Origin of the sequence: Aurantimonas manganoxydans SI85-9A1 (genome assembly GCF_000153465.1) — a bacterium.
Classification (GTDB): domain Bacteria; phylum Pseudomonadota; class Alphaproteobacteria; order Rhizobiales; family Rhizobiaceae; genus Aurantimonas; species Aurantimonas manganoxydans.
In genome coordinates this window covers 2987144-2999656 of record NZ_CH672387.1, presented here as the reverse complement: position 1 = coordinate 2999656, position 12513 = coordinate 2987144, and the positions used below count along the sequence as shown (strand labels likewise).

Below are 12513 nucleotides of genomic sequence, written 5' to 3'. Positions count from 1 at the left end.
TGGGTCAGCCGCCCAGCTTCTGGTCGTAGGCGGTGCCCCAGCCCCAGGCGCCGGCGCCGAAGCCACGGGCCACGACGCGCTCGCGGTAGATCGACGACACCGTGTCGCCGTCGCCGGCGAGAAGCGCCTTGGTTGAGCACATCTCGGCGCACAGCGGCAGCTTGCCCTCGGCCAGACGGTTGCGGCCGTATTTCTGGAACTCCACCGCCGAATTGTCCTCTTCCGGACCGCCGGCGCAGAAGGTGCACTTGTCCATCTTGCCGCGCGAACCGAAATTCGACGCCTGCGGATATTGCGGCGCGCCGAAGGGGCAGGCGTAGAAGCAATAGCCGCAGCCGATGCACAGATCCTTGGAGTGGAGAACCACGCCGTCGGAGGTCTGGTAGAAGCAGTCCACCGGGCAGACCGCCATGCAGGGTGCGTCGGAGCAGTGCATGCAGGCGACCGAGATCGACCGCTCGCCCGGCTTGCCGTCATTGATGGTGACGACGCGCCGGCGGTTCACGCCCCACGGAACCTCGTGCTCGTTCTTGCAGGCGGTCACGCAGGCGTTGCATTCGATGCAGCGCTCGGCGTCGCAGAGGAACTTCATTCGTGCCATTGGTCTGATCCTCCCTTACGCCCGTTCGATCCGGCAGAGCGTGGTCTTGGTTTCCTGCATCTGCGTCACCGAATCGTAGCCGTATGTCTGTGCCGTGTTGCAGGCTTCGCCGAGCACGTAGGGATCGGCGCCATCGGGATATTTCCCGCGCAGATCGTTGCCCTGGAAGTAGCCGCCAAAGTGGAAGGGCGTGAACACCACGCCGCGACCGACGCGTTCGGTGACCATAGCCATGATACGGATCTTGCCGCCTTCCGGGCTGTGCAGCCACACCGTGTCGCGGTCGCGAAGACCGAGATCGTTGGCGTCCGACGGATTGATCTCGACGAACATGTCCTGCTGCAGCTCGGCGAGCCACGGATTGGAGCGGGTCTCGTCGCCGCCGCCCTCGTATTCCACCAGACGCCCCGACGTCATGATCATCGGGAAGTCCTTGGAATAGTCGTTCTTCTGGATCGAGGCGTAGGCCGTTGGCACGCGCCAGAAGGTTTTGTCTTCATAGGTCGGATAATCCGTCACCAGATCGCGGCGCGGCGTGTAGAGCGGCTCGCGATGGATCGGCACCGGATCGGGGAAGGTCCAGACCACGGCGCGGGCCTTGGCGTTGCCGTAGGGGGCGCAGCCATGGGCGATCGCCACGCGCTGGATGCCGCCCGACAGGTCGGTCTTCCAGTTCACGCCGCCGACCTTCTCGTCGTAGTCGGAATCGATCTCGCCGGTCTGCGACTGCTCGCCGACGTCGTCGCCCTGGTTCGGACGCTGGTCGGCGAAGCCGGCCACGTAATCGATGTAGCGGCGCTCGTAGGGCGTCAGGTCCTTGTCCCAGCCGAGCTCCTTGAGCATGGCGAAGGTGAACTCGGGATAGCCGTCCTCGATCTCCGAGCCGACCGGCCAGGAGCCCTCGGCCAGAAGGTTGTCGCCGTCACGCTCGACGCCGAAGCGGGCGCGGAAGCCCATGCCGCCCTGCGCCACCGGGATCGAGGTGTCATAGAGATTGGCCGAGCCGCTGTGCTTCATCTCGGCGGTGCCCCAGCACGGCCAGGGCATGCCGTAGAACTCGCCGTCATGCGCGCCGCCGACGCCGCGCAGCGTCGTCCTGTCGAACGTGTGCTGGTTCTGCATGTGCGACTTCATGCGCTCCGGCGACTGGCCGGTATAGCCGATCGTCCACATGCCGCGGTTGAACTCGCGGGTGATGTCCTCGACGACCGGCTCGCCGTCCTTGACCTCGATGTTGCGGAACATGCGGTCCGCGAAGCCGAACTTCTCGGCGAATTTGTGCATGATCGTGTGGTCGGGCAGGGACTCGAACAGCGGCTCGACCACCTTCTCGCGCCACTGCAGCGACCGGTTCGACGCGGTCACCGAGCCGGAGGTCTCGAACTGCGTGGAGGCCGGCAGCAGATAGACGCCGTCGGTGCGGTCCTGCAGGACGGCGGTCATGGTCGGATACGGGTCGATGACGACCAGCATCTCCAGCATGCCCATCGCCTTCTGCATTTCCGGCAGGCGGGTCTGCGAGTTCGGCGCATGGCCCCAGAACACCATGACCTTGGTGTTGTCGGGCTGCTCGAGGTTCTCCCTGGCCTCGAGGACGCCGTCGATCCAGCGCGAGACCGGGATGCCGGTCTCGTTCATCATCAGGCGGTCCTTGCCCTCGTCGCCGGCGCCCGGCATCACGGCAAAGCGGCCCTTGAGCCAGTCGAGTTCCTCTTCCCAGACCCGGGCCCAGTGCGCCCAGGAGCCGGCGGTCAGGCCGTAATAGCCCGGCAGCGTGTCGGCGAGGACGCCCAGATCGGTCGCGCCCTGCACGTTGTCATGGCCGCGGAAGATGTTGGTGCCGCCGCCGGCCTTGCCCATGTTGCCGAGAGCGAGCTGCAGGATGCAGTAGGCGCGGGTGTTGTTGTTGCCATTGGTGTGCTGGGTGCCGCCCATGCACCAGATCAGCGTCGCCGGACGGCTCTCGGCCATGGTCCGTGCGACGCGCTGGAGCTGCGAGCCCGGAACGCCGGTGACCCGCTCGACCTCCTCGGGCGTCCAGCGCGCGACCTCGGTGCGGATCTGGTCCATGCCCCAGACGCGGCTGTTGATGAATTCCTTGTCTTCCCAGCCATTCTCGAAGATGTGGTAGAGAACGCCCCAGATCAGCGCGACGTCGGTGCCCGGCCGGAACCGCACATACTCGTCGGCATGGGCCGCGGTGCGCGTGAAGCGCGGATCGCAGACGATCAGCGGCGCGTTGTTCTCTTCCTTGGCCTTCAGCAGGTGCAGCAGCGAGACGGGATGCGCCTCGGCGGGATTGCCGCCGATCAGGAAGATCGCCCGGGAATTGTGGATGTCGTTGTAGGAATTGGTCATCGCGCCGTAGCCCCAGGTGTTGGCAACACCTGCGACCGTGGTGGAGTGACAGATCCGGGCCTGATGGTCGATGTTGTTCGTGCCCCAATAGGCGGCGAACTTGCGGATCAGGTAGGACTGCTCGTTGGAATGCTTGGCCGAGCCGAGCCAGTAGACGGAATCGGGACCGGCGGCCTCGCGGACCTCCAGCATCTTGTCGCCGATCTCGTTGATCGCCTCGTCCCAGCTGATGCGCTGCCACTTTCCGCCGACGAGCTTCATCGGGTACTTCAGGCGGCGCTCGCCATGGGCGTGCTCACGCACCGAGGCGCCCTTGGCGCAGTGAGCACCGAGATTGAACGGGGAATCGAAGCCCGGCTCCTGGCCGACCCAGACGCCGTTCGACACTTCCGCCAGCACCGTGCAGCCGACCGAGCAATGGGTACAGACCGACTTGCGGATTTCCATCTCGCCGGTTGCGGTCTCGCCCGCGGCCTCGGCGCGGCGCACCATGCCGCCCGACAGCGTCGCCACGGCCGCGGCACCGCCGATGGTCAGGCCCGAACGCTTCAGGAAGGTCCGGCGATCAACCGCGGCCGTCCCCAGCTCCGACAGCGCCGACGCCATCCGGTTGCTCCGCGCCGCGCCGTTTGCCTTTTTCCTGAGCATATCTGCCTCCGATCCTTGATGTGCGGCCGCCCGCGATCCGTTTGACTGGCGGGTGGGTTAGAACCGTGCCGACTTGTAGAATGTCCTGACATGGTCGGTTTCGCGGTAGCCCGCGCCCGCCGTGTCGTCCTCGGTGATTGCCGCTTCGGCGGGTGCGCCGGTGACCAGCGCGGCGCCGCCGGCCACGCCGCCCAGCCCTGCGAACTTCAGGAAAGCCCGGCGATCGGCCTGCGTGCCGCCCTTCATTCCCGTGCTCTTGTCGCTCATCTCGTTTCTCCGTGGTCGAAGGGCCGTGCCCTGGTCTCGTTCTTTCTGCGGGGTGCCGCCGTCCCCGCGGATTGTGCGGCTACATGTCGAAGCCCGATTCCTCGATGGCCATGAACTGGCGGCCGATCGTGCCGACCGGGCGGTAGAGCCGCGCCGAGCGGTTGGTCTCCAGATCCGCGAAGAAATGCCCGGCCCAGGAGCCGACATGCTTGCGGAAGAAATCCTTCTGGACCGCAAGCGGCTGGATCTGCCCGAAGCTGCCGTCGATCAGCCCCGCCATCATCTCCATCAGCGCGCCGGCGTGATCCTCCGGGTCGCGGCTGTCCTCGGAGCGGGCGATGCCCAGCGGCACCATGTCGGAGCGCAGCCGCGCCAGCGGCTTTTCGTTGAGAAATCCGGTCAGGTAGTAGGAGCCGTAGGGCACGAGCTCGCCGCGCCCAACGCCGATGAACAACTCCTGATATTCCTCGCGGGCCGCGCCGAGCGATATCGCGCGCGCCTCGCCGGCGAGATCGCCGATGCCCCGGCCGAGCGGGCTGTCATCGCCGGACAGGCCCTGCAGCATCGCCAGCAACGCCTCGTCGGCCGGACGCGCCAGAAGGCGCGCAAGCAACCTGTAGAGGTTGGCGCGCAAGGCCTCGGCCTCGGCCGGTTCCGTCGTTACAGCGAGATTGTGGTTCTGCAAGGCTGTTCTCCCACTCCAGTAGAGCAACAAATCGTCCGATTCACAACGGTTTTCTGAATATGCGGCGTTGTCGCACAGGCGCTTACTTAAACATGATCACCATACTCCACTTTAACTACTGCGCGTTGCGTTGCCCTCGGTTGGGATCATCTCGCAGCTGCGTTCACCAAGGCGCAATTGCAGTAACTGTTCCTTAATCTGGACTTCTATGCGCTTCTGGCGCATAATTCAGCGAAACGAGCTGTAACCGGGGACTAAAACGGAGAAAATGCAGGATTTCGCAGACGCATTTTCGTTGGCGGCCGGTTTGATCCTCTCGGGGGATCCCGAATTGTGGGCCATCGTGCTGCTGTCGCTCAGAGTCTCGATGACCGCGGTGATCATTGCGGCAATGGTCGGAATGCCGCTCGGTGCGCTCCTCGCCGTCGGCCGGTTCCCGCTGCGCCGCCTCGCCATCGTGCTCCTGAACGCGCTCATGGGGCTGCCGCCGGTCGTGGTCGGCCTGCTGGTCTATCTGATGCTGTCCAATGCCGGCCCGCTCGGCGTGCTTCAGCTGCTCTACACGCCGACCGCGATGATCATCGCGCAGGTCGTCCTGGTGGTCCCGATCATCGCCGCGCTGACCCGTCAGGTGATCGAGGATCTCGACGCCGAATATTCCGAGCAGCTCCGCTCCTTCGGCGTCTCGCGCCTCGCGGCGGTCCCGACGCTGCTCTGGGACGGGCGGCACAGCCTCGTCACCGCGCTGCTGGCCGGCTTCGGTCGGGCCATCGCCGAAGTCGGCGCCGTCATCATCGTCGGCGGCAACATCAACCACGTGACCCGGGTGATGACGACGGCGGTGGCGCTGGAAACCTCGAAGGGCAATCTGTCGCTGGCCCTGGCGCTCGGCGCGATCCTGCTGATCATCGCCATCGCCATCAACGCGTCGGTCGGGCTCATCGGCGCCGACCGCCCGCAGGCCGCCCATGCGTGACGATATCGCCCTGCTGCACAGCGACGCCGACCTGTCACCGGTGCGCGCGCTGCCGGACGCCGGCACGACTCGGGCCTCGGTCCTGCCGCTGCAGGCCGAGAATCTTGTGTTCCGGGCCGGGGGGCGGACCCTGCTGGACGTTAGCGGACTGACCATCGCCGCCGGTGGCCCCACCCTGATTCTCGGGCCGAACGGCGCCGGCAAGAGCCTGCTCCTGCGGTTGCTGCACGGGCTGATCACGCCGGCTTCCGGGCAGTTGCGCTACAGTGGCCAGGGTCTCGACAAGGCTGTGCGCCGGCGTCAGGCCATGGTGTTCCAGCGGCCGGTGCTGCTGCGCCGCTCCGTCGCCGCCAATGTCGACTACGCGCTGAAGGTTCATGGCATGCCGCGCATCGCGCGCCGCGAACGCGTCGCTGCGCTTCTGGCCATGGGCGATCTGGCGGCCCGCGCCAACCAGCCGGCGCGCACGCTCTCGGGCGGCGAGCAGCAGCGGCTGGCGGTGGTCCGCGCGATCTCGACCGCGCCCGACATCCTGTACATGGACGAGCCGACCTCGAGCCTCGATCCGGGGGCGACCCAGGCGATCGAGAGCCTGCTGCGCCGCGTCGCGGCGGCCGGCACCAAGATCGTCATGGTCACCCACGACATCGGCCAGGCGCGACGCCTGGCCGCCGAGATCGTGTTCGTTCACGGTGGCCGCATCGTCGAGCAGACGCCGGTCGACCGGTTTTTCGATGAACCCGTCTCACAGCCGGCGCGGCAGTTTCTCGCCGGCGGACTGGTTCTGTAACGCCGTTCGCGGCGAAGGAGGGAAAGCATGAAGACGCAACTGATCGGGGCCATCGCCGCCGCCACGCTGGCATTGGGCGCCATGGTCGCTCCGGCGACGGCCGAGGAGAACTTCATCGTCGTCCAGTCGACGACCTCCACCCAGAATTCCGGGCTGCTGGACGCCATCCTGCCGGCCTTCACGGAAAAATCCGGCATCGAGGTTCGCGTCGTCGCGGTGGGGACCGGCCAGGCGATCAAGAACGCCGAGAATGGCGATGGCGACGTGCTGCTCGTTCACGCCAAGCCCGCCGAGGAGAAGTTCGTCGCGGCCGGCGGCGGCGTCGAGCGCTTCGACGTGATGTACAACGATTTCGTCGTCGTCGGCCCGGCCGCCGATCCCGCCGGTGTCGCCGGTATGAAAGACGCCGAGGCGGCGCTCGGGAAGATCGCCGCCGCCAAGGCGCCCTTCGCCTCGCGCGGCGACGACAGCGGCACCCACAAGGCCGAATTGCGCCTCTGGAAGGACGCCGGGATCGACCTCGCCGCCGCCTCCGGCGGCTGGTACCGCGAAACCGGATCGGGCATGGGCGCCACGCTCAACACCGGAATCGGCATGGGCGCCTACGTCCTGACCGACCGCGCGACCTGGATTTCCTTCGGCAACAAGGGCGATCACACGGTCGTCGTCGAGGGCGATCCGGAACTGTTCAACCAGTATGGCGTGATCCTGGTGAACCCGGACAGGCATCCGGCGGTCAAGGCCGAAGCAGGGCAGGCCTTCATCGACTGGCTGACCGGAGAAGAGGGGCAGGCGGCCATCGCGAACTACAGGGTCGATGGTCAGCAGCTGTTCTTTCCGAATGCCGACATGACCGGCGATCGAAGCTGACACGTGCGCCGGCCATCCGTGGCCGGCGCGCTTTCATCTCTGCCGGTCAGGGGCTGGGCGCGTTGTAATGTACCATGCCTGCCGCGGCGACGTCGTAGCCGCTCATCTCGGCCGCGCGTTCGCGGAACTCGGGCGTGTGCAGAAACCGCATCAGCGCCTGCAGCGGCGGCTCGAAGAAAGCTTGCCGCCAGACCAGAAGATCGGTGCGGTCCTCGGCCAGCGGCACGAAGCCGAGCCGGTACTGGGCCGCCATCGCCGCAAGCCCGAAGCCCGCATCCGCCTTGCCGTCCAACACCAGCCGGGCGACGTCGTCCTCGGTCTTGGCGACGCCCGGCGGGCCGGCGAGTGCGGCCGGATCGAGCCCGGCTTCCGTCGCCAGCGCCTCGAACAGCTTCTGTCCGCCGGCGCCGGGCTGCCGCCGGGCAAAGCGCAGCGGTGCCAGATCGGTGACCGCCTCGATCGCGTGCGGATTGCCGGGCTCGACGATCAGGCCGCATTGACGGCGGGCGAATTCGATCAGCACCACCGGGGCGTCGCCCAGCATGTCGCGCACCGTGGCGACATTCCAGTCGCCGCCGGCTTCCCGGATATGGGTGGCACAGGCCGCCGCCTCGCGCCGCGCCACCCGGCCGATGCCGTCGGAGCTGCCGTCGAAGAAGGCGGCCAGTCCGCTGCCCGACTGGCGCAGCGCCCATTCCAGCAGCGGGTCGTGACTGCCGGCGAGGATCATCGGCAGTCGGGTTTCGGTCGCCACCGGCCCGGAGCGCGCGGCGGCCATCCAGGCGGCGACCTCCTCGCGCGGAAACAGCAGCTTGCCGACCACGCGGATGCAGGGCACCTCGCCGCTGGCCGCCAGATCGTAGACCTTGCGCTCCTTGATGCGCATCAGATCGGCGAGTTCGCGGGTGGTCAGGTAGGTGGGCGCGGTATCGGACATCGCTCCATCTATCGCCAAGCGTCTGGCGGCGGCAACGTCTCTTCGCCGTCGTGTGGGCTGCGAACCAACAGGACGCATCGCATCTCGACCGCGCTTTCCTTCCTCGCATAGAAGGGCAGGGACCCCGCCGGGCGGGGCAGATGCAGTGAAGGGACGGGTGCCAGGTGAAACAGCGCATATTCGGCATCACCGGCTGGAAGAACTCCGGCAAGACGACCCTGACGGAGCGGCTGGTGACCGAGATCACCGCGCGCGGCTACCGGGTCGCGACGGTCAAGCACGCCCATCATGCCTTCGAGATCGACCGGGAGGGCACCGATTCCTTCCGCCACCGCAGCGCCGGCGCCGGCGAGGTGGCGATCGTTTCGGGCACGCGCTGGGCGCTGATGCACGAATTGCGCGGCGCGCCCGAGCCGAGCCTTGCCGACATCGTCGCGCGGCTGTCGCCCTGCGACCTGGTTCTCGTCGAGGGCTACAAGCGCGAGCCGCACCCCAAGATCGAGTGCCGGCGACAGGAGGCGCGCGATCGCCGGCCGATGCAGGACCACGCACCAAGTATTGCGGCGATCGCCGCCGATCATCCGGTCACGGACAGCGCGCTACCGATCTTCGGGCTCGATGACATCGCGGCCTTGGCGGATTTCGTCCTGGCCGAGACCGGTCTCCCCGGAGCTTCGGCGCCCGCCTGACGCCGTTCGGCGAAAGGCTACCAGCGCTTGCGGCGTTCCTCGAAGCGCTCGCGCCGTTCGCGAAACCGGCTGTCGCCGCGCTGGCCGTCGTGGGTCCGGTCATTGTCGAAGCCGCGGCCATAGTCCCAGTCGCCGTCCGAGCCCCAATCGCGCCGATCCTCGTCCCGGTCGCGATGGTCGGCGCGATGCCGGTCGTCGCGATCGCGATGATTGCGGTCATGCCTGTCGCGGTCGTGATGCCGGTCGCCATCCCGGCGCCCGTCGTCGCGTCGGCCATCGCGTCCGCGGCCGTCATGGCGCGCGCGCTCCTCGGCGCGCCAGCGCGGCGCGTCGCGGAAATCGTAGAGATAACGGTCCGCGTCGAGACTGCCGCGGTCAATCCCGTCACGACCCCGCCGGTCGCCGCCGCGCCGGTGATGACGCCCGTCGCCGCGATGCTGCACGAGGCGGAACGCCTCGGTCGGTTCGCCCGCCGGGGCGACGCTGGCCGAGATGCCGGACGGGAGCGGAACCGGCCCGGGCGCGGCGACCGGCTGGGCGAGCCCGAAGCTGAGGAGGACGAGGGTCGTTGCGAGCATGTGCCGATGCCTCCGGGACGAGGAACGATGAGATCCGCGATCATGGCGCGGGCGGGATGACGTGCCGATCCGCGCAACGCTGGATCAGATGCACGCTGACTGTCGGACGGCTTGGCCACAGCGGCCATCTGGTGTCCGCGCGTCAGCGGGCGATGCGCAGGCTGGAAATCTGTTCGGTGATCGACTGGAAGGCGGCCGCCAGCTCTTCCTGGCTCTGGGCGTCGTAATAGAGCTTTTCGCTGGCATCGATCAGGCCGTTCGAGGCGCAGTCCTCCATCAGCTTCTTCACCGGTTCGCCGTCGCGCAGGTCGAAGGCGATGGTGAAGATCAGGATGCCGTCCGTGCCGCCGGGCTTGCGGCCATCGGCCTTCACGTTCTCGCAGACCTTGGCGACGTTCTGGTCCATGGCGGCGACATAGCTGTCGACGCTGTAATCCTTCGCATTGCCGGTGGTGCCGTCGTAGATGCGGCCCGGCTTGCGGCTGCTGCTGCCATGGGAATAGGCCGCGCCATAGCCGTAGGAGCCGTATGTGGAGCGGTTGTAGTCGCGGATTTCCAGCGGCCGCCCGCCAGAGTTCAGATTGTAGGTGTTGTTGCCGTCGGTCATCAGCACCAACACCTTCAGATTGTCCGGCTCGTCGTGGCTGCGCCCCTCGGTGAAGGGCGGCCGCGCCGTCAGCAGCCGCCAGCCCCATGCCAGGCCGTGCGGAATGTTGGTGGCGCCCTGGGCGCCCATCACGTCGATGGCGTCGGTCACCGTCTTGAGCGTCTTGGTCAGCGGCGTGATCGGCGTCGTCGCGCAGGTGGAGTTCGGGCCCCAGTCGCTGCGATTGCTGCTCGGCGTCGTGATGGAGTAGCCGCTGTCGAAATATTTGGCGACCTTGGCCTGCTCCGCCATCGCCTCCTTGGCCGAGCCGGGCGATCCGCTGCCGCTGTCGAGATAGTCGTTCCAGCCATAGTCGGAATCGTCGTATTCGTCCGGCGCGAAGGTCGGCACGAACAGCGTCTCCGGCTTGGAACTGACCGGCGCGGTGTCGGTGGCGGCCAGCCCGTTCGGCCGCGCCTCGACGCAGCCCCGCCAGGTGCCGAACTGGCTCTTGTAGCGCGCATTGTCGTAGACATAGAATCGGGTCAGCGGCTCGCCGGTGGTGATCCGCGTCCAGTAGGATCCGTTGTACCTGGCCATGGGCGCGCCGCTGGATGGAGCGGTGTAGACCCAGCCCCTGTCCCGTATCCACTCCCAGCCGCCGCTGGTCGCGCCGGACAGCCAGCCGCCCCAGTCGAGATTTTCGTGATGGATCGGCGAGCGGCCCTGCGTGTCCATCCAGTCGGCATTCTTGTATTGCGGGCCGACATTCACCGAACTGGAGAACGGGACCACCGCGAACTGGACGGGAAACTCTTCGGTCGAGCCCTTGTCGGACGACAGGAACTGCTTGGCGAGGTCCTCGGCGGCGTCCTTGATGATGTCGATCTTGCTCTTGCTGCCGCCCGAGCGTGGCCGGTCCTGCATCGAACCGGAATTGTCGAGCACCAGCGCCAACTCGATCGAGCGGTTCTGCACGACGATCTCGCTCTTGGCGTAGAGCGGGAACTGCCGCCAGTCGAGCTTGCCGCCGGTCACCCACATCAGCGCATCGCCGAAGAAGGTCGGCAATTGACGCCGGGCGGTGACCTTGAGGATCGTCAGACCGTCCTCGCGAAACACGCCGTCATAGCTGAACTGGGTGGTGCCGCGGGTTTCATCGCCGGCATTGTGGAAGAAGAAGGCTTCCGAGACGCTGCTGAGATAGTCCGCGTCCTGGGTCCGGCCGTACTCCCGGCCGGCGGCGAGGGCGGCGACGTCGGCCGCCTGCTGCAGGCTGCGATTGGCGCCGTAGATGCCCGACAGGTCCACCGCGGTCGCAAAGCAGAGCGCGAGGACCGGCAGCGTCAGTCCGAAGACGACGGCGACATTGCCGGCCTTCTCGCGACGAAACCGCATGATCCTCGTAAATATCTGCACCGGGTCTCCCATGCGTCGCCACGACGAAAACACCCAGCGTAGGGACATACAGTTGCGATAAGGTTGCCTGTATCGTTCGCATATGCAGCGTCCGGGATTGCCGTGCTGCGATAGGGTTTTCCCGCATGTCGGCGCCCTGCCTTCACGGTGCGCGGGCCGGCTGGCATCGGGCCGCGGGCGATGCCATGGTGCGTTCGGCGCGGGGCACCGGACAATCCTGCGAGGAGGAGAAGACCATGGACATCAGGCGCGGGGGATCGGTCCCGACACGGCGCGGGCCGGCCAGCTATTTCACCGGCACGGTCTGGCAGGACCCCATCATCGAGGCGCCGGAGCCGGCACGCGTGCGCTCCAACCTGGTGACCTTCGAGCCGGGTGCCCGCACCGCCTGGCACACCCATCCGCTCGGCCAGACGCTCTATGTGACGGCGGGAGCCGGGCGGTTCCAGACCGAGGGCGGGCCGATCGAGACGATCCGCGCCGGCGACGTGATCTGGATCCCGCCGGGCGAGAAGCACTGGCACGGCGCCGGACCCGACACGATGATGACCCATGTCTCGATCCAGGAGGCGCTCGACGGCGTCGCCATCGACTGGCTGGAGCATGTCAGCGACCTGGACTATGCCGCTCCCTGAGGGCGGCGCCGGTGCCGCGCGCCGGCCCTGAAACGCAAGACGGCGCCTCGGATGCGGCGCCGTCTGCGATGATCGGGTCTCGCCGGCTCAAGCGGCGACGGCGGACGGGGCTTCTTCCATCGCCCGCATATAGAGGTCGAGCAGCGTCTCGTGCTCGTCCCGCTCGTCCTTGTCCTGCTTGCGCAGCTTGATGATCTCGCGGATTACCTTGACGTCGAAACCCTCGCCCTTGGCCTCGGCGAAGACTTCCTTCTTGCCGTCGTTGAGGTCCTGAATCTCGCTCTCGATCTGCTCGATGCGCTCGACGAACGAACGGATCTGTCCGCCCGCAATCATGGCCGTGTCACTCATGGTTTCTCCTTCGCGAATCCGGAGCCGCAATATCGACGGGGTCGGTAACCGGATCCTTAACTCTGGCGATCCCGCGCCACTGATCTGTGGACGACGGGCGAAGCAATATGTCCGCAAGGGCCG

Annotated in this window: 13 protein-coding genes; 5 read left to right on the top strand and 8 right to left on the bottom strand. The window is 67.0% G+C overall.

Going from position 1 to position 12513, the window contains the following annotated elements:
• Positions 1 to 4: 4 nt before the first annotated feature.
• The 4 genes from fdh3B to SI859A1_RS14180 all read right to left on the bottom strand — a co-directional run bounded on the left by fdh3B (position 5) and on the right by SI859A1_RS14180 (position 4559).
• Positions 5 to 601, bottom strand: coding sequence for a formate dehydrogenase FDH3 subunit beta (gene fdh3B, locus SI859A1_RS14195; protein ID WP_009210417.1), 597 nt, complete (start codon positions 599 to 601; stop codon positions 5 to 7).
• Between the two features lie 15 nt (positions 602 to 616).
• Complete coding sequence (locus tag SI859A1_RS14190; protein WP_009210416.1) at positions 617 to 3607, bottom strand: formate dehydrogenase subunit alpha; 2991 nt, start codon at positions 3605 to 3607, stop codon at positions 617 to 619.
• 57 nt (positions 3608 to 3664) lie between these two features.
• Positions 3665 to 3874, bottom strand: a complete 210-nt coding sequence (locus SI859A1_RS14185; protein ID WP_202797869.1) for a twin-arginine translocation signal domain-containing protein — start codon at positions 3872 to 3874, stop codon at positions 3665 to 3667.
• A 79-nt stretch (positions 3875 to 3953) separates the two neighbouring features.
• A complete protein-coding gene (locus SI859A1_RS14180; RefSeq protein ID WP_040325844.1) occupies positions 3954 to 4559 on the bottom strand; it encodes a TorD/DmsD family molecular chaperone in 606 nt (201 codons plus the stop codon).
• Between the two features lie 268 nt (positions 4560 to 4827).
• Between SI859A1_RS14180 and SI859A1_RS14175 the strand changes: the two genes are divergently transcribed.
• From SI859A1_RS14175 to SI859A1_RS14165, 3 genes are read left to right on the top strand one after another with little or no spacing between them, the layout of a single operon-like run.
• Positions 4828 to 5535, top strand: a complete 708-nt coding sequence (locus SI859A1_RS14175) for an ABC transporter permease (protein ID WP_009210414.1) — start codon at positions 4828 to 4830, stop codon at positions 5533 to 5535.
• Entirely contained in the window at positions 5528 to 6325 is a 798-nt protein-coding gene (locus tag SI859A1_RS14170) for an ATP-binding cassette domain-containing protein (RefSeq protein WP_081451408.1), read from the top strand. The genes SI859A1_RS14175 and SI859A1_RS14170 overlap by 8 nt, the downstream gene beginning before the upstream one ends.
• A gap of 27 nt (positions 6326 to 6352) precedes the next feature.
• Positions 6353 to 7195, top strand: coding sequence for an ABC transporter substrate-binding protein (locus SI859A1_RS14165; RefSeq protein WP_009210412.1), 843 nt, complete (start codon positions 6353 to 6355; stop codon positions 7193 to 7195).
• Between the two features lie 46 nt (positions 7196 to 7241).
• Here SI859A1_RS14165 and SI859A1_RS14160 read toward each other — a convergent pair whose 3' ends face one another.
• On the bottom strand, positions 7242 to 8132 hold the full coding sequence (locus tag SI859A1_RS14160; RefSeq protein WP_009210411.1) for a substrate-binding domain-containing protein: 891 nt from the start codon (positions 8130 to 8132) through the stop codon (positions 7242 to 7244).
• A gap of 164 nt (positions 8133 to 8296) precedes the next feature.
• Between SI859A1_RS14160 and mobB the strand changes: the two genes are divergently transcribed.
• Positions 8297 to 8821: a molybdopterin-guanine dinucleotide biosynthesis protein B gene (gene mobB, locus SI859A1_RS14155; protein ID WP_009210410.1), complete on the top strand. Its 525-nt coding sequence runs from the start codon at positions 8297 to 8299 to the stop codon at positions 8819 to 8821.
• 17 nt (positions 8822 to 8838) lie between these two features.
• Here mobB and SI859A1_RS14150 read toward each other — a convergent pair whose 3' ends face one another.
• Entirely contained in the window at positions 8839 to 9399 is a 561-nt protein-coding gene (locus SI859A1_RS14150) for a hypothetical protein (RefSeq protein ID WP_009210409.1), read from the bottom strand.
• A 142-nt stretch (positions 9400 to 9541) separates the two neighbouring features.
• Positions 9542 to 11383 carry a VWA domain-containing protein gene (locus SI859A1_RS14145; protein WP_040325843.1) on the bottom strand — a complete coding sequence of 614 codons (1842 nt, stop codon included), beginning with the start codon at positions 11381 to 11383 and terminating at the stop codon, positions 9542 to 9544.
• Between the two features lie 257 nt (positions 11384 to 11640).
• Between SI859A1_RS14145 and SI859A1_RS14140 the strand changes: the two genes are divergently transcribed.
• Positions 11641 to 12039 (top strand): (R)-mandelonitrile lyase, encoded by a 399-nt coding sequence (locus SI859A1_RS14140; RefSeq protein ID WP_040326588.1) that lies wholly within the window; start codon positions 11641 to 11643, stop codon positions 12037 to 12039.
• Positions 12040 to 12126: 87 nt separating this feature from the next.
• Here the strand turns inward: SI859A1_RS14140 and SI859A1_RS14135 are convergent, their stop codons facing one another.
• Entirely contained in the window at positions 12127 to 12390 is a 264-nt protein-coding gene (locus SI859A1_RS14135; protein WP_024350256.1) for a DUF2312 domain-containing protein, read from the bottom strand.
• Positions 12391 to 12513: the final 123 nt, after the last annotated feature.

What these genes read in the sequence shown, in the direction of transcription:
- fdh3B (WP_009210417.1), bottom strand. Translation starts at nt 601, where the DNA reads ATGGCACGAATGAAGTTCCTCTGCGACGCCGAGCGCTGCATCGAATGC.
- SI859A1_RS14190 (WP_009210416.1), bottom strand. Translation starts at nt 3,607, where the DNA reads ATGCTCAGGAAAAAGGCAAACGGCGCGGCGCGGAGCAACCGGATGGCG.
- SI859A1_RS14185 (WP_202797869.1), bottom strand. Translation starts at nt 3,874, where the DNA reads ATGAGCGACAAGAGCACGGGAATGAAGGGCGGCACGCAGGCCGATCGC.
- SI859A1_RS14175 (WP_009210414.1), top strand. Translation starts at nt 4,828, where the DNA reads ATGCAGGATTTCGCAGACGCATTTTCGTTGGCGGCCGGTTTGATCCTC.
- SI859A1_RS14170 (WP_081451408.1), top strand. Translation starts at nt 5,528, where the DNA reads ATGCGTGACGATATCGCCCTGCTGCACAGCGACGCCGACCTGTCACCG.
- SI859A1_RS14165 (WP_009210412.1), top strand. Translation starts at nt 6,353, where the DNA reads ATGAAGACGCAACTGATCGGGGCCATCGCCGCCGCCACGCTGGCATTG.
- SI859A1_RS14160 (WP_009210411.1), bottom strand. Translation starts at nt 8,132, where the DNA reads ATGTCCGATACCGCGCCCACCTACCTGACCACCCGCGAACTCGCCGAT.
- SI859A1_RS14150 (WP_009210409.1), bottom strand. Translation starts at nt 9,399, where the DNA reads ATGCTCGCAACGACCCTCGTCCTCCTCAGCTTCGGGCTCGCCCAGCCG.
- SI859A1_RS14145 (WP_040325843.1), bottom strand. Translation starts at nt 11,383, where the DNA reads ATGCGGTTTCGTCGCGAGAAGGCCGGCAATGTCGCCGTCGTCTTCGGA.
- SI859A1_RS14140 (WP_040326588.1), top strand. Translation starts at nt 11,641, where the DNA reads ATGGACATCAGGCGCGGGGGATCGGTCCCGACACGGCGCGGGCCGGCC.
- SI859A1_RS14135 (WP_024350256.1), bottom strand. Translation starts at nt 12,390, where the DNA reads ATGAGTGACACGGCCATGATTGCGGGCGGACAGATCCGTTCGTTCGTC.